At 70.7% G+C, this 15277-nt stretch carries 14 protein-coding genes; 12 read left to right on the top strand and 2 right to left on the bottom strand.

Translation table 11 applies throughout. From position 1 onward, the window contains the following. Nucleotides 1-203: 203 nt before the first annotated feature. Nucleotides 204-1559 (bottom strand): sensor histidine kinase, encoded by a 1356-nt coding sequence (locus tag AB5J53_RS28540; RefSeq protein WP_369248507.1) that lies wholly within the window; start codon nucleotides 1557-1559, stop codon nucleotides 204-206. 429 nt (nucleotides 1560-1988) lie between these two features. Further along, a complete protein-coding gene (locus AB5J53_RS28545; RefSeq protein ID WP_369248508.1) occupies nucleotides 1989-3188 on the bottom strand; it encodes a sensor histidine kinase in 1200 nt (399 codons plus the stop codon). A gap of 413 nt (nucleotides 3189-3601) precedes the next feature. On the opposite strand from AB5J53_RS28545, the gene AB5J53_RS28550 reads away from it, so the two are divergent. From AB5J53_RS28550 to AB5J53_RS28605, 12 genes are all read left to right on the top strand, one after another. Continuing rightward, nucleotides 3602-3994 carry an NADH-quinone oxidoreductase subunit A gene (locus tag AB5J53_RS28550; RefSeq protein WP_369248509.1) on the top strand — a complete coding sequence of 131 codons (393 nt, stop codon included), beginning with the start codon at nucleotides 3602-3604 and terminating at the stop codon, nucleotides 3992-3994. After that, entirely contained in the window at nucleotides 3985-4578 is a 594-nt protein-coding gene (locus tag AB5J53_RS28555) for an NADH-quinone oxidoreductase subunit B (RefSeq protein ID WP_369248510.1), read from the top strand. Before AB5J53_RS28550 ends, AB5J53_RS28555 begins: the two co-directional genes overlap by 10 nt. After that, nucleotides 4575-5981 carry an NADH-quinone oxidoreductase subunit C gene (locus AB5J53_RS28560; RefSeq protein WP_369248511.1) on the top strand — a complete coding sequence of 469 codons (1407 nt, stop codon included), beginning with the start codon at nucleotides 4575-4577 and terminating at the stop codon, nucleotides 5979-5981. Before AB5J53_RS28555 ends, AB5J53_RS28560 begins: the two co-directional genes overlap by 4 nt. Next, complete coding sequence (locus AB5J53_RS28565) at nucleotides 5978-6946, top strand: NADH-quinone oxidoreductase subunit H (RefSeq protein ID WP_369248512.1); 969 nt, start codon at nucleotides 5978-5980, stop codon at nucleotides 6944-6946. The genes AB5J53_RS28560 and AB5J53_RS28565 overlap by 4 nt, the downstream gene beginning before the upstream one ends. A 2-nt stretch (nucleotides 6947-6948) precedes the next feature. Continuing rightward, the gene (locus tag AB5J53_RS28570; protein ID WP_369248513.1) at nucleotides 6949-7674 is read left to right on the top strand and encodes an NADH-quinone oxidoreductase subunit I; all 726 of its coding nucleotides are present in this window, start codon (nucleotides 6949-6951) and stop codon (nucleotides 7672-7674) included. Further along, nucleotides 7671-8369 carry an NADH-quinone oxidoreductase subunit J gene (locus tag AB5J53_RS28575; RefSeq protein ID WP_369248514.1) on the top strand — a complete coding sequence of 233 codons (699 nt, stop codon included), beginning with the start codon at nucleotides 7671-7673 and terminating at the stop codon, nucleotides 8367-8369. The genes AB5J53_RS28570 and AB5J53_RS28575 overlap by 4 nt, the downstream gene beginning before the upstream one ends. Then, nucleotides 8369-8743 (top strand): NADH-quinone oxidoreductase subunit NuoK, encoded by a 375-nt coding sequence (nuoK, locus tag AB5J53_RS28580; RefSeq protein ID WP_189190385.1) that lies wholly within the window; start codon nucleotides 8369-8371, stop codon nucleotides 8741-8743. The genes AB5J53_RS28575 and nuoK overlap by 1 nt, the downstream gene beginning before the upstream one ends. After that, a complete protein-coding gene (locus tag AB5J53_RS28585) occupies nucleotides 8740-10731 on the top strand; it encodes an NADH-quinone oxidoreductase subunit L (protein ID WP_369248515.1) in 1992 nt (663 codons plus the stop codon). Before nuoK ends, AB5J53_RS28585 begins: the two co-directional genes overlap by 4 nt. Before the next feature lie 6 nt (nucleotides 10732-10737). Beyond that, a complete protein-coding gene (locus AB5J53_RS28590) occupies nucleotides 10738-12315 on the top strand; it encodes an NADH-quinone oxidoreductase subunit M (RefSeq protein ID WP_369248516.1) in 1578 nt (525 codons plus the stop codon). Continuing rightward, nucleotides 12312-13811 carry an NADH-quinone oxidoreductase subunit N gene (locus AB5J53_RS28595; protein WP_369248517.1) on the top strand — a complete coding sequence of 500 codons (1500 nt, stop codon included), beginning with the start codon at nucleotides 12312-12314 and terminating at the stop codon, nucleotides 13809-13811. Before AB5J53_RS28590 ends, AB5J53_RS28595 begins: the two co-directional genes overlap by 4 nt. A 212-nt stretch (nucleotides 13812-14023) precedes the next feature. Continuing rightward, complete coding sequence (htpX, locus tag AB5J53_RS28600) at nucleotides 14024-14887, top strand: zinc metalloprotease HtpX (protein ID WP_369248518.1); 864 nt, start codon at nucleotides 14024-14026, stop codon at nucleotides 14885-14887. After that, entirely contained in the window at nucleotides 14884-15276 is a 393-nt protein-coding gene (locus AB5J53_RS28605; protein WP_369248519.1) for a YccF domain-containing protein, read from the top strand. The genes htpX and AB5J53_RS28605 overlap by 4 nt, the downstream gene beginning before the upstream one ends. Nucleotide 15277 lies beyond the last annotated feature (1 nt).

Raw genomic sequence — 15277 nt, forward strand, 5'->3', positions numbered from 1 at the left:
CGACAGCCCCCAGCATTCCAGTATTGGGACCGGACTGCGCCCGGGCAGCGAGAATAGGCGGCAGGGGAATCTTTCAGCCCGTCCGGCGTTCGAGGACGAGGCCGCTCAGGCCGAAGGGGGGTCTGGGGGCGCAGCCCCCAGGTACGGGAATGGGCAGGGGCGGAGGGGACGAAACACCCCACCCACCCCCACCCCGCACGGATTCACCCCCGCCAAGGCAGCTCCGCCGTGATCCGCGTGGGCCCACCCACCGGCGAGTCCACCACCAGAATCCCGTCCACCGCGTCGAGCCGCTCCGCGAGCCCCGCCAGCCCCGACCCGGCGGAGACATCGGCCCCGCCCGCCCCGTCGTCGCCGACCTGGATCATCAGCCGGTTCTCGACCCGCCACACATCCGCCGTGGCGCGCGTGGCCCGCGCGTGCTTGCTGATGTTCTGCAGCAGCTCGGAGACCGTGAAGTACGCGATCCCCTCGATCGCGGGCGCCGGCCGCGAGGCCAGATCCACGTCGACCTGCACCGGTACCGTGCACCGCGAGGCCACCGCGGACAGCGCGGCGTCCAGACCGCGGTCGGTCAGCACCGCCGGATGGATCCCCCGGGCCAGATCCCGCAGCTCCTGCAACGCCGTCTTCACCTCACCGTGCGCCTCGTCCACCATGCGCGCCGCAGCCTCCGGGTCCTCCGTCAGCTTCTCCTTGGCCAGCCCCAGGTCCATCGCCAGGGCGACAAGGCGGGCCTGCGCCCCGTCGTGCAGATCGCGCTCGATGCGCCGCAGGTCGGCGGCGGCCGTGTCGATCACGACCCCCCGGTCGGACTCCAGTTTGACCACGCGCGTCGCCAGCCGAGACGGGCCGAGCAGCCCGCGCACCATCAGCCGGTCCACGGTCGTCAGCGCCCGCACGATCCACGGCGTGGCCATCGTGAAGAGCAGCCCCACCAGCGCGGTCACCGTGATCTCGAACGGGTTGTCCAGATAGATGGCGTGCGTGTCGTCCCCGTAGAGCTGCAGCCCGCCCTGGCCCCCGTACATCGGGAAGAGCCAGAACCACAGCGGATACGTCAGCAGCGCCCACCCGTACGCCCAGAAGTTCAGCGCCACCACGAAGGAGAACACCGCCCACGGGAACTGGATCAACGCGTACAGCAGATGCCGCCACGAGGTGCCGCTCTTGAGCATCGCGCCCATCCACGCCATCGCCCCGCGCTGCTTCATCCGCAGCGGCTCCGGCTCGGACACCTCGACCCCGAGCAGCCCGCGCGCCCGCGCCCGCTCGAGCGCGCCGAAGCCGCGGCAGCCGGCCAGGGCGGCGGCGAGCACCGGAATCCCCAGGAAGGTGATCAGCAGGCCGGCGCCGAGCGAGAACATCGTGACGGCGAACGTGAACATGATGATCCCGAGCGGCAGGTTCAGCATCACATAGCCGAACTCACGCCAGCTGCGGGCCTCGATCGGCGCGCGCAGCGGGGCCGGGAGACGGTGCCGCCGCTCAGCGGCGTCCGCCCCACGGAATCCGGGCCCACTCCGGTGCCCGTACCCCTGTCCGTACTCCGTGGCCATCGGTCTCGTCCGTTCTACTCGTCCTGCTCGTCGGCTCGTACCTCAACCCTGCTGTCCACGGGGCTCGCCGACCATGGAGCGGGTCGGCGTCTTGGGGCGGGGGTTTTCCCTACCCCGGCAGGGGACCGGAGCTGTGGCCGGGTGCTTGCCGGGGGCTTTGGCGGGGTTCTCGCCGGGTGCTTGCCGGAGGTCCGGATGCGTTGATGGGGTTCTCGCTGGGGTGCTTGCCGGAGGTCCGGGGGCTTTGGCGGGGTTCTCGCTGGGGTGCTTGCCGGAGGTCCGGGGGCTTTGGCCGGGTTCTCGCTGGGGTGCTTGCCGGAGGTCCGGGGGCTTTGGCGGGGTTCTCGCCGGGGTGCTTGCCGGAGGTCCGGAGGTATTGACGGGATTCTCGCCGGAGGTCACGAGGCGGCGACCCGAGGCGTACGAGCCCTACCGCGCGGGCTCGTCCTGCCGGTCCCGCCACGGAAGCTCCGCCGTGATCACGGTCGGACCGCCGACCGGCGACTCGATGACGAACAAACCGTCGACCGCGCCGAGCCGGTCCGCGAGCCCCGCCATCCCGGTACCGCCGTCCAGGCCGGCCCCGCCGCGCCCGTCGTCCGACACCTGTATGAGCAGCCGCTCGTCCGCACGCCACACATCGACCGACGCGGACCTCGCCCCGCTGTGCTTGCTCACGTTCTGCAACAGCTCGGAGACGGTGAAGTAGGCGATGCCCTCGATGGCCGCGGCGGGTCTGGTCTCCAGTTCGGCCGTCACCTTCACCGGCACGGTGCACCGCGAGGCGACCGCCGACAGCGCCGCGTCCAGACCCCGGTCGGTGAGCACCGCGGGGTGGATGCCGCGGGCCAGGTCGCGCAGCTCCTGCAACGCGAGCTTCACCTCGCCGTGCGCCTCGTCGACCATGGCCGCCGCCGCGTCCGGATCCTCCAGGAGCTTCTCCTTGGCCAGGCCGAGCCCCATCGCGAGGTTGACAAGGCGGGCCTGCGCCCCGTCGTGCAGATCGCGCTCGATGCGCCGCAGGTCGGCGGCGGCCGTGTCGACCACGACCCCCCGGTCGGACTCCAGCTCGGCGATCCGCCGCTCCAGTTCGTCGGAGGGCGACAGCAGCCCGCGCACCAGGGCCCGGTCCACGTTCGTCAGCACCCGCGCGATGAACGGCAGCACCGGCCACAGCACGAACAGCGACGTGAGCGTGACCGTGAAGGTGGCGATGCCCCACGGCAGCCGGATGAAGTCGTACAGCACCGTCCGCCAGCCCACCGGGTCCTTCAGGCTCGACCAGAGCCAGCCGAAGAAGCCGGTCCTGTGCACCGGGAGCCGGCTCGGCTCGTCGATCCGCACCCCGAGCAGCGCCCGCGCCCGTGCCCGCTCGGCCTTGCCCAGCTGACGCGCGCCGCGGAGGCCGCCCGCGAGCAACGGCAGCCCGATGACCGTCACCGCGAGCCCCGCGCCCGTGAACATCAGCGTCGCGACGTACACGAAGCCGACGATCGCGAGCGGCAGGTTGGCCAGCAGATGCGCGATCTCCTTCCACGTCTGCCGGTCGAAGGCGAAGCGCGCGGGAGGCAGCCGGTCGCCGTCGGACGTCTCGTCCGACGGACCGGTGATCGTGATGCGTTCGGTCATATCCGCTAGCCTGCCCGGCGCCGAGCCGCCGCGCCATGAGGTGAACCGCCACGATCCACTGGGGAAAACCCCACCCCACAAGGGGCGAACCGGACACGTCCACGGGATGGGACTCGGGTACGTCGACGAGGTGGGACTCGGATACGTGACGGTGTGAGACTCGGATACATGGACGAGGTGCGCTCGGGTACGTCGGCGGGGTGTGATCTGGACACGTTCTCGACGTGGGAGTCGTAGTTGTCCACCTGGCGAGACTGGGACGCGTCTGCCATGGTCCATGCGTGACGGGCTGCTTACCGTCTCTTTAGCAGGCCCTAGACTCCCGTCCGTACAGATCGTCGAACACGGCGCATCACAGAGTGCGCGACGGCGCACTCCGGGGCGCATACGAGGTCAGGGAGCGAGGGGCTGACGTGCCGGAACCGACCGTCGTCGCGGCGGGCTACTTCCAGTCCTACTCGGTCGTCGGACTGCTCGCCGTCGTGGGCGTGCTCTTCGTGGCCGTCGCCTTCGGGGCCGGCCGCCTGCTGCGGCCCGTGGTCCCCACCCCCGAGAAACTCATGACGTACGAGTGCGGCGTCGACCCGGTCGGCGAGGGCTGGGCCCACACCCAGGTCCGCTACTACGTCTACGCGTTCCTCTATGTGATCTTCGCCGTCGACTCGATCTTCCTCTTCCCCTGGGCGACGGTCTTCGCCGCGCCCGGCTACGGCGCCGCGACGCTCGTGGAGATGTTCATCTTCCTCGGCTTCCTCGCCGTCGGCCTGCTGTACGCATACAAGAAGGGCGTCCTGACATGGACGTGACCCCTGAGCCTGTTCTGCTTCCGGAGCCCAAGCGTCTCGGCGCGCTGGCCCGGCTGGCCCCCGAGCCGATGAAGGTTGTCCTGAACTGGGGCCGCCGCTACTCGCTCTGGGTCTTCAACTTCGGTCTCGCCTGCTGCGCGATCGAGTTCATCGCCGCGTCCATGGCCCGCCACGACTTCATCCGCCTCGGCGTGATCCCGTTCGCGCCGGGCCCCCGCCAGGCCGACCTGATGGTGGTGTCGGGCACGGTCACGGACAAGATGGCCCCAGCCGTCAAGCGCCTCTACGAACAGATGCCCGAGCCGAAGTACGTCATCTCCTTCGGCGCCTGCTCCAACTGCGGCGGCCCGTACTGGGACTCGTACTCCGTGACGAAGGGCGTCGACCAGATCATCCCCGTCGACGTGTACGTCCCCGGCTGCCCGCCCCGTCCCGAAGCCCTGCTCCAGGGCATCCTCAAGCTCCAGGAGAAGATCGCCCGCGAGTCGCTGGGCGAGCGGTACGGGTCCGGGGCGGCGCGTCCGTCCGCGGCCGCGCTCCAGAGCGGCCTGGTAAAGCCGCCCGTCCCGGGGGAGGACCGATGACCGTCGGCTGGCTCCCCGCCCCTGTCGAGGAACTCTTCGGCCCCGAGGCCACGGCCGAGGAGTCGTACGAGGTCCTGACGGTCGACGTGCCGCCGACGTCCTGGATCGCCGCCCTGGAGACCGCGCGTGACGCCCTGGGCTGCACCTACTTCGACTGGTTGAGCGCCGTCGACGAACCCGGCACCGGTTTCCGCGTCGCGGCCCACGTCGTGGCGCTGCCCCCGGCCTCGGTACGTCGCCTTCTCGTCCGTACGACGGTCCCGCACGCGACCCCCGTCCTCGCGTCGGCGGTCTCCGTGTACGCCGGCGCCCGCTGGCACGAGCGCGAGACCCACGAGATGTTCGGCGTGAACTTCGAGGGCCACCCGGGCCTCGACCCCTTGCTGCTGCCGGAGGGCTTCGAAGGCCACCCCCTCCGCAAGGACTTCGTCCTGGCCGCCCGCGTCGTCAAGGCCTGGCCCGGCGCCAAGGAGCCCGGCGAGTCCGAGCACGGCGGCCCGAAGCGCCGCCAGATGCTCCCGCCCGGCGTCCCCGACCCCAACGAGTGGGGCCCCCTCAAGGGCCAGCTCCCACCGGCTCCGGCCCGCCCCGCCCGCGGCACCGCCCGCGCCACCGGCGAACGTCCCGTACGCAGGGCCCGCACGGCGGGGGAGGGCTCGGCGAGCCAGGCTGCCGCCGGGGGTGCGGGTGCCGCGGGTGCCGGTGCGGGTGCCGGTGCCGCCGGGGAGGTCACGGCGCCGCCGCGCCGTGCGCGCAGCGCGAGTCAGGGGTCGGCCAGCCAGCAGACCGCGGCTCCGGCTCCGGACCAGCAGGCCCAGGCCGCCGACCAGCAGGACGCCGCTTCGGCACCGGCATCCGCCGAGCCGACCGCTCCCGCCCCCGACCAGTCGGCGGCGACGTCCACCCCTGCGGCCCCGCAATCGACACCCCCGGCCGGGCCGCGCCGCGCACGCAGCGCGAGCCAGGGCTCGGCGACACAACGGGCAGAGGCCACCGAGCGGACGCCGCCCACCGAGCGGACGCCGCCCACCGAGCCGACGGCTCCCGCCACCCCGCCGAGGCCCACCGCACCGCGCAGCGCGGACGCCCCGTGGCACCACGCCCGGCCCGCTTTCGACGCGCCGGAGCCGGAGCGACGCTCTGAGGGCACCTCGGAACCCGAGGCCGGCCCGGTAGCGGACGTTGTCCCGGAAGCCGGTGCCGCGCCGGAACCGGACGCTGTCCCGAAAGCCGATGCCGCGCCGCACCCGGACGCTGTCGCGGAACCCGGCGCAGCTCCGAAACCCGAGGCTGCCCCGGAACCTCCGGCCGCGCCCGACGCTGAGCCTGCTCCTGACCCCACCCCCGAGTCCGGGTCCGAGTCCGAACCCGAATCCGAAGATCCCTCCGGAGGCCCGCAGTGAACGACGCTCTCGACGTCGCCCTGCGACTCCTCGTCGTGTTCGTCGTGTTCCTGACGTTCCCCCTGATCGTCGGTCAGACCGAGCACAAGGTGATGGCCCACATGCAGGGCCGCCTCGGCCCGATGTACGCGGGCGGCTTTCACGGCTGGGCCCAGCTGGTCGCGGACGGCGTGAAGTTCGCGCAGAAGGAAGACGTCGTCCCCACGGGCGCGGACCGCCGTATCTTCCAGCTCGCCCCCGCCGTAGCCCTTCTCCCTTACCTCCTTGTCCTCCTCGCCATCCCCATCGGCCCGGGCGAGGGCGCGGTCGGCGAGGTCGTCGACGCGGGCATCTTCTTCGTGCTCGCCGTGATGGGCGTGGGCGTCCTCGGCTCGCTCATGGCGGGCTGGGCCTCGGCCAACAAGTTCTCCCTCCTCGGCGGCCTCCGCACCGCCGCCCAGCTCCTCGCGTACGAACTCCCGATGCTGCTGACCGCCGCCTCGGTGGCCATGGCAGCCGGGACCGTCTCGCTCCCCGGCATCGTCGACGCCTTCCGGTGGTGGTGGCTGCCCTGGCAGATCGTCGGCGCGATCGTCTTCTTCGTGGCCGGGCTCGCCGAACTCCAGCGCCCGCCCTTCGACATGCCCGTCGCCGACTCCGAGATCATCTTCGGCGCGTACACCGAGTACACGGGCCTGCGTTTCGCACTCTTCCTCCTCGCCGAGTACGCCGGAATCGTCGTTCTGTGCGGCCTGACCACCGTCCTCTTCCTGGGCGGCTGGCACGGCCCCTGGGGCGCGGACGGCCTCGGCTGGGTCTGGACCCTCCTGAAGGCCGCGATCCTCGCCTTCGTCGTGATCTGGCTGCGTGTCACCTATCCCCGCCTGCGCGAGGACCAGCTCCAGAAACTCTCCTGGACCCTCCTCGTCCCCCTTTCCCTCGCCCAGATCGCCCTCACCGGCATCGTCAAGGTGGTGATCTCGTAACCATGGCCCCTATTCCTGGCTCCGGCCTCGCCAAGGGCCTGGCCGTCACCCTCCGCACGATGACGAAGAAGACCGTCACCGCGCAGTACCCGGACGCCCAGCCCGAACTTCCGCCCCGCACCCGGGGCGTCATCGGCCTCTTCGAGGAGAACTGCACGGTCTGCATGCTGTGCGCCCGCGAGTGCCCGGACTGGTGCATCTACATCGACTCGCACAAGGAGACCGTCCCGCCCGCCGCCCCCGGCGGCCGCGAGCGCAGCCGCAACGTCCTCGACCGCTTCGCCATCGACTTCGCCCTGTGCATGTACTGCGGTATCTGCATCGAGGTCTGTCCTTTCGACGCGCTGTTCTGGTCCCCGGAGTTCGAGTACGCGGAGACCGACATCCACGAACTCACCCACGAACGCGACAAGCTCCGCGAGTGGATGTGGACCGTCCCGGCCCCGCCCGCCCTCGACCCCGGCGCCGAGGAACCGAAGGAACTGGCCGCAGCCCGCAAGACCGCCGACAAGCTCGCGGCCGAACAGCTCGCCGCCGAGCAAGCCGAACAGGCAGCGCAAGCCGAACAGGCAGCGCAGGCCGCGCCCCCGGCTCCGGCCGACACCGACACCGAGACCCAGGCTCCTGGCCAGGCTTCCGTGCCGGGTGAGTCCCCGGCTGAGGAGACCCCCAAGCCCCGGGCCACGGGCAACTCCGAGCCCTCCGACCCGCGGGAGGGCGAGTCGTGAGCCTCGCAGCAGCCACGGCCGCCGCGGCGCGGGCCACGACCACCGCCGCCGAAAGCCACGGCTTCCTCTCCCCGACCGGCGTCGAGATCGCCTTCCTCCTCGTCGGCCTGGTCACCTTCGGCGCCGCGATCGTCACCGTCACCACCAAGCAGCTGGTGCACGCCGCCCTGTGGCTGGTGGCCACGCTCGGCGGCCTCGCCGTCGAATACCTCCTGCTCACCGCCGAGTTCATCGCCTGGGTGCAGGTCCTCATCTACGTCGGTTCCGTCGTCGTCCTCCTCCTGTTCGGTCTGATGCTCACCAAGGCCCCCATCGGTCGCTCCCCGGACGCCGACTCCGGCAACCGCTGGGCCGCGCTGACCGTGGCCGTCGCCGCTGCCGCCACCCTGGTCTGGGTCGTCGTCGACGCCTTCCGCACGACCTGGGTCGACCTGGACGGCGCCGCCGCCGGCTCCACCGGGGTGATCGGAGCAAGCCTCTTCCAGAGCTGGGTCCTCCCCTTCGAAGCGCTCTCCGTCCTCCTCCTCGCCGCCCTGGTCGGCGCGATCGTCCTCTCCCGCAAGGCCGCCGCGGACAAGGCCACACCGGCCCTCCCGACGCCGGGCACGCCGTCGGGCACCCTGCCCCCGAGCCGCACCGCCGCCGACACGACGGCCCCCGGCGAGCAGCCCCCGGCCAAGGAAGGGACCCGCTGATGCACCTCGCCTATCCCGCCGTGCTCTCCGCCCTCCTCTTCTGCACGGGCCTGTACGGAGTCCTCGCGCGCCGCAACGCGATCCTGGTCCTGATGTCCGTCGAGCTCATGCTCAACGCCGTCAACCTGAACCTCGTCGCCTTCGACGTCTGGCTCTCCAGGGCCGCCCGCGACACGCTCCACTCCGGCCAGGCGCTGACCCTGTTCACCATCGCCATCGCCGCCGCCGAGATCGGCATCGGCCTGGCGATCGTCCTCGCCGTGTACCGGGGCCGCGGCACCGCGGACATCGACAAGCTCCGCGACAGCGCCGAGCCGCACGGCCCCGACGAAGCCACCGTCACGGCAGACGAGAAGGCTGAGGCCACCGCGTGACCACGACCACCCTCGCCGTCCTCGTCCCCCTCCTTCCGTTCCTGGGCGCCGCGGCCGGACTCCTCCTCGGCCGCACAGCCCCGGGCTTCGTCCGCCCGCTCGCCGTCCTGCCTCCTCTCGCGTCGCTCGTCCTCGCCGTGCTCGTCGCCGTACGCCAGGGCGGCGAGCAGGCCATCAATAGCGGCATCGAGCTGACCCCGACCGGCTCGATCCCCATCGAACTCGCCCTGTACATCGACGGCTTCGCCGCCCTCGTCGCCGTGCTGGTCGCCTTCGTCGCCTCCTGCGTGCAGATCTACTCGACCGGTTACCTCCGCGACGACCCGCGCTACCCCTCGTACGCCGCCCTCGTCTCCCTCTTCACCTCCGCGATGCTGCTCGTCGTCTACTCCGGCGACCTGATCGTGCTCCTGGTCGGCTGGGAGGTCATGGGCATCTGCTCGTACTTCCTGGTCGGCCACTACTGGGAGACCCCCGAGGCCCGCGCCGCCTCGATCAAGGCCTTCCTGGTCACCAAGCTCGGCGACGTCCCCTTCCTCATCGGTCTGTTCGCTCTTGCCACCGACGCCGGGTCCTTCCGCATCACCACGGTCCTCGGCACGGTCACGAGTGGCGGACTGCACCATCCGACGCTGGTCGCGCTGCTGCTCCTCGCCGGTGTGGCGGGCAAGTCGGCGCAGTTCCCGCTGCACACCTGGCTGCCCGACGCGATGGCGGGTCCCACGCCCGTCTCCGCGCTGATCCACGCCGCGACGATGGTCGCCGCAGGTGTCTACTTCGTCGCCCGGCTCCTCCCCGTCTTCCAGGCCTCCTGGGCCGCGATGGTCGTCCTCGCCGTCATGGCCGCGATCACGATGGCCGGCTCGGGTCTCGCCGCGCTCGCCCAGGACGACATCAAGCGCGTCCTCGCGTACTCGACGATCGGTCAGCTCGGCTACATGACCGGCGCCCTCGCCGTCGGCGACCGCGGTGCCGCCGTCTTCCACCTCCTGTCCCACGGCGCCTTCAAGGCGCTGCTGTTCCTCGCCGCGGGCGTGATCATCCACGCCTCCGGCACCAACTCGCTGGCCGTCATGTCCCGTATGAAGGACCTGCGCGTCCGCGTCCCCGACGCCTACTGGACGATGACCGTGGCGCTGCTCGCGCTCGCCGCGATCCCGCCGTTCAGCGGCTTCTTCTCCAAGGAGGCGGTCCTCGGCGCCGCCGAGCACGTCGCCACCGGCCACACCGAGCACGCTCCCGGCGCCGCGGGCTGGATCGTCCTCGTCGCCGGCCTGATCACCGCCGTACTCACCGCCGCGTATGCCACACGCCTGTGGCTGCTGGCCTTCCGCGGCCGGGGCGCCGAGGCCCCCGACCACGGCAGGCAGCCGCTCACCATGACGGTCGTCCTGTGGGTGCTCGCCGTCCCGTCGCTCGCCTTCGGCCTGGCGTACGGCCCGCTGCCCGACTGGTTCGACGGCCGCGACCTGACGCCGGTCCTCACCACCTCCGTCCTCGGTACGGGGCTCGCTCTGGTCGGCGGACTGGTCACCTACGGTGCCTGGCGGCACACCAGCGCGATGGCAGCGCGCCTACCGCTGGGTGCGGTCGTGGCCCACCCCGATGCCGACGCCGGAACCGTCGAGGCCGAGGCGATCGCGATGCACGCGCCGACGTTCGGAGACATGGCCTCCGCGTCCGACCCGGCGGACCCGGGCCGACTGCTGCTCGGGCCGCTGCACCGCCACGCGGCCGTCGGATTCCACGTCGACGCCGTGTACACGATGCTCTTCGTCCGCCCGGTGCAGGCCGGAGCCTCACTCGTCCGGTTCCTCGACCGCGAGGTCGTCGACACCTACGTACGCGGTGCGGGTGCCCTACCCCGCTGGCTCGGCGCGGCCGTACGGCGCGCGCAGACCGGCAATGTGCAGACCTATGTGAGCGCGCTGCTCGCCGGCACCGTCGTCCTGGTGGTCGCCGCCCTCCTCGTCGCCACGGGAGCGTGAGCAGGCGTGATCGATATCAGTGAATCCGTGATGCAGATCCTTCTGGCATTCATCGTCGTCGGCCCGCTCATCGGGGCGGCCGCGGCTCTTCTCCCGGCCCCGCCCGGGCTGAAGGGGAAGTCGCCCGAGCAGGCCGTGCTGCGGCACGGCGTGACGGTCACCGGCGCGGTGCTCATCGCCGCGATCGTCCTCGCGCTCGGCTTCGACCACGACCACCCGTCGAAGATGCAGGCCACGACGGACATCAGCTGGATTCCCGCACTCGACGTGCGGATCCACCTCGGCATCGACGGCATTTCCCTCCCCCTTCTGGTCCTGACCGCGCTGCTGACCTTCCTCTGCGCGCTGTACTCCTACTTCAAGATGCCCGCGGGCCCGACCCCGAAGGCGTTCGTCGCGCTGCTGCTCGTCCTTGAGTCCGGCACCCTCGCGACCTTCGCCGTCCTCGATCTGCTGCTGTTCTTCCTCGCGTTCGAGATGGTGCTCATCCCGATGTACTTCCTCATCGCCCGGTGGGGCGGTGCGGAACGCCAGGCGGCTGCCTGGAAGTTCATCCTCTACACACTGCTCGGTTCGGTCGTCATGCTGCTGGGCCTGCTCCTGATCGGAATCAAGTCCGGCACATTCGACATGGTGGCACTCGCCACTGACAACGGCCGCGGGCTGACCACATCCGTGCAGGTCATCGCCGTTTTGGCGATCGGAATCGGACTCGCGGTCAAGACGCCGATGTGGCCGTTGCACAGCTGGCTGCCGGACGCCCACACCGCGGCGCCCACCGTCGGCTCGGTCCTGCTGGCCGGTGTGCTGCTGAAGATGGGTACGTACGGCTTCGTCCGCATTCTGCTGCCCATCGCGCCGGATGGCATGCACACCTTCGCCCCCTACCTCGCCGCCTTCGCCGTGGTCGGGATCATCTACGGATCCCTGGCCTGTCTGGCCCTCGCCAAGCAGGGCGCGAAGGGCGATCTCAAGCGGCTCATCGCCTATTCGTCCGTCGGACACATGGGCTTCGTGCTGCTCGGCATCGCGACGATGACCCCGACCGGCGTGAACGGCGCGCTGTTCGCCAACATCGCCCACGGCCTCATCACCGGCCTCCTCTTCTTCCTCGTCGGGGCGTTGAAGGACCGCACGGGCACGACCGACCTCGACACCCTCGCCGAGGAGTCCGGCGCCGCCCTCTACGGCAAGGCCCCGCGCCTCGGCGGCCTGCTCGCCTTCGGAGCGGTCGCCTCGCTCGGGCTGCCGGGCCTCGCCGGATTCTGGGGCGAAATGCTGGCGCTGTTCGGCGCGTTCAACCCCGCCCACGACCTCAGCCGCCCCGCGTATCTGACGTTCATGTCGATCGCCGCCTTCGGCACTCTGCTCACCGCCGCGTACATGCTCGTCGTCGTACGCCGCGTCTGCATGGGCGCGACCCCGCAGCAGGGCAGCCCGAAGCTCGCCGATGTCCAGAGCTACGAGTTCGCGGCCTGGACGCCGCTCGTCGCCCTCACCGTCCTCGCGGGCCTGTGGCCCAAGGCCCTCCTCGGTCTGACCGATCCGGCCGTACAGCAGCTCCTCGCAGGAGGCACCCGATGAGCTCCCTGGTCCAGTCCGTCGACTGGCTCGCGATCGCGCCGCCCACCCTCGCCGCGGTCGTCGGACTCGTCGTGCTCGTCGCCGACCTCTTCATCGGCGAGGCGAAGAAGGCGGTGCTCGGCTGGGTGTCGGTGGCCGGCCTCGCCGCGTCCGCGCTGATGCTGCTGCCCATCCTGGACGGCGACCGCGCCACCTTCTGTCTGACGGGCGACGCGAACGTCTGCAGCTACACGGCGGACCGGTTCACCCTCGTGATCCAGTTCCTGGTTCTCGGCGGCGCCCTCCTGGCGGCCCTGCTGTCGGTCACGGCCCTGAAGGACGCCGGCAAGCACCTCCCCGAAGGGGAGTTCTGGTTCCTGCTGCTCTCCTCGGCCGCGGGCGCCGCCCTGCTGCCCGCCTCCCGCGACCTCGCGACCCTCATCGTCGCCCTGGAAGTCGCCTCCCTGCCCGCCTTCGCGCTCGTCGGCATCAAGCGCGGCGACAGGAAGTCCTCCGAAGCCGCCCTGAAGTTCTTCCTGTCCTCCGTCACCGCGACCGCCGTGAGCCTCATGGGCGTCAGCTTCGTCTACGCCACGACAGGCACCCTCTACCTCACCCAGATCGCGGACAAGATCCAGCACGTCGACGGACAGTTCCACACGCTCGCCCAGACGGGCGTCGTCCTCACCCTCGTCGGCTTCGCCTTCAAGACGGCCGCCGTGCCCTTCCACTTCTGGGTACCCGACACTTACGTAGGGGCGCCTTTGCCGGTCGCCGCCTACCTGTCGGTCGTCGGCAAGGCGGTCGGCTTCTCCGGGCTGATCCTCGTCACCGTCGTCGCCCTCCCGTCGTACGCGGACGTCTGGGGCCCGGCACTGGCCGCCCTGGCCGCGCTCACCATGACGGTCGGCAACGTCGGCGCCCTGCGGCAGCAGGCCACGCGCGCGTACAGCGCGGTACGACTGCTCGCCTGGTCCTCCATCGGCCAGGCGGGATACCTCCTGGTGCCGATCGCGGCCGCCGGCTACACCAAGGACGCACAGAAGGCCATCGGCTCCACCGTGGCGTACGCCCTGATGTACGCCGCCGTGAACCTGGGCGCCTTCGCCGTGGCCGCGCTCGTCGCCCGCAGGAGCCCGCTGAACCGCATCAGCGACTACCGGGGCCTGTACGCCTCGAGCCCCCTGTCGGCGCTGCTCCTCGGCTTCTTCCTGCTCTGCCTCGCGGGCCTGCCGCCGGGCATCATCGGCCTCTTCGCCAAGGTCACCGTGTTCTCGGCGGCCGTCGACGCGGGCCTCGGCTGGCTGGCTGTCGTCATGGCCGTCAACGTCGTGATCGCGCTCTTCTACTACCTCCAGTGGACGACGCTGCTCTTCCGCGCCCCCGAGGGCGAACCAGGCAAGCACCGCGTGCCGGCTCCGCTCACCGCGGCGATCGCCCTGACGGCCGTCCTGGGAATCGCCCTCTCCGGGGCACCCCAGCTGGTCCTGCGCTTCTCGGCCACCGGCCTGTTCTGACATTCACAGGGCACGCGCGCGTGGGTTCGTAGCCCACGCGCGCGTGAAGTGGCGTCCGCGATCACCCGGACGGCGCACGCGCGCCACCGCGCGCACAAGGGAACTAGTGCTCCCCGTCTGGCGTTGACCAGTGCGGGAGGGTCCACTGAAGAGTGGAAGCAGAGCATCAGTAAGCAAAGGGTTCCCCTGCCGCACCACTTGGAGGGCGTACCGTGCACCGCCGGCACAACGGGCTCAGGACCGCCGTACTCCTCGGGGGACTGTCCGCACTCATCATCGTCATCGGCAGCTTCTTCGGGCGTACCGGCCTCGTCGTCGCACTTTTCATCGCGATCGGGACGAACGCGTACGCGTACTGGAACAGCGACAAACTGGCTCTACGCGCGATGCGCGCGCGCCCGGTGAGCGAATTCGAGGCCCCGGCCCTGTACCGCATGGTCCGCGACCTCTCCACCCAGTCCCGCCAGCCCATGCCGCGCCTGTACATCTCTCCGACGGAGGCCCCGAACGCGTTCGCGACGGGCCGTAACCCGCGCAACGCGGCCGTGTGCTGCACCGAAGGCATCCTGCGCATCCTGGACGAGCGCGAGCTGCGCGGCGTCATCGGCCACGAGCTCAGCCATGTCTACAACCGCGACATCCTGATCTCGTCGGTCGCCGGCGCTCTCGCCTCCGTGATCATGTTCCTGGTCAACTTCGCCTGGCTGATCCCGGTCGGCCGCTCGAATGACGACGAGGGCCCCGGCATCTTCGGCTTTCTGCTGATCATGATCCTGGGACCGCTCGCCGCATCCCTCATCCAGCTCGCGATCAGCCGCTCCAGGGAGTACGAGGCGGACGCGTCCGGCGCCCAGCTCACCGGCGACCCCCTTGCCCTCGCCAGCGCGCTGCGCAAGCTCGACGCGGGCACCAAGCAGCTGCCGCTCCCCCCGGAGCCACGCATCGAGACCGCAAGCCACATGATGATCGCGAACCCCTTCCGCCCCGGACAGGGAATGTCGAAGATGTTCTCTACGCATCCGCCGATGGCGGAGCGCATCACCCGGCTCGAGCAGATGGCAGGTCGCCACCAGTGAAGACAATTCTGAACGTCATTTGGCTCGTCCTGAGCGGCTTCTGGCTGTTCCTCGGGTATCTGGCCGCGGGTGTGCTGCTGTGCATCACCATCATCGGCATCCCGTTCGGCATCGCCGCCTTCCGCATCGGCATCTACGCCCTGTGGCCCTTCGGCTATACGACGGTGGAGCGCCGCGACGCGGGCGCGCCGTCCTGCATCGGCAACGTCCTGTGGCTGATCCTCGCGGGCTGGTGGCTCGCCCTCGCCCACATCGTCACCGGCATCGCCCTGTGCATCACGATCATCGGCATCCCGTTCGGCATCGCCAACTTCAAGCTCATCCCGGTCTCGCTGCTCCCCCTGGGCCGCGAAATCGTGCGCACGGACGAGCCGTTCGCGTCGCGCTAGG

Source organism: Streptomyces sp. R41 (assembly GCF_041053055.1).
Lineage (GTDB): Bacteria > Actinomycetota > Actinomycetes > Streptomycetales > Streptomycetaceae > Streptomyces.

Excerpts from the sequence above, each read along its gene's own strand:
- AB5J53_RS28555 (WP_369248510.1), top strand. The coding sequence starts at position 3,985 with ATGGACGTGACCCCTGAGCCTGTTCTGCTTCCGGAGCCCAAGCGTCTC.
- AB5J53_RS28540 (WP_369248507.1), bottom strand. The coding sequence starts at position 1,559 with ATGGCCACGGAGTACGGACAGGGGTACGGGCACCGGAGTGGGCCCGGA.
- AB5J53_RS28560 (WP_369248511.1), top strand. The coding sequence starts at position 4,575 with ATGACCGTCGGCTGGCTCCCCGCCCCTGTCGAGGAACTCTTCGGCCCC.
- AB5J53_RS28570 (WP_369248513.1), top strand. The coding sequence starts at position 6,949 with ATGGCCCCTATTCCTGGCTCCGGCCTCGCCAAGGGCCTGGCCGTCACC.
- nuoK (WP_189190385.1), top strand. The coding sequence starts at position 8,369 with ATGCACCTCGCCTATCCCGCCGTGCTCTCCGCCCTCCTCTTCTGCACG.
- AB5J53_RS28545 (WP_369248508.1), bottom strand. The coding sequence starts at position 3,188 with ATGACCGAACGCATCACGATCACCGGTCCGTCGGACGAGACGTCCGAC.
- AB5J53_RS28595 (WP_369248517.1), top strand. The coding sequence starts at position 12,312 with ATGAGCTCCCTGGTCCAGTCCGTCGACTGGCTCGCGATCGCGCCGCCC.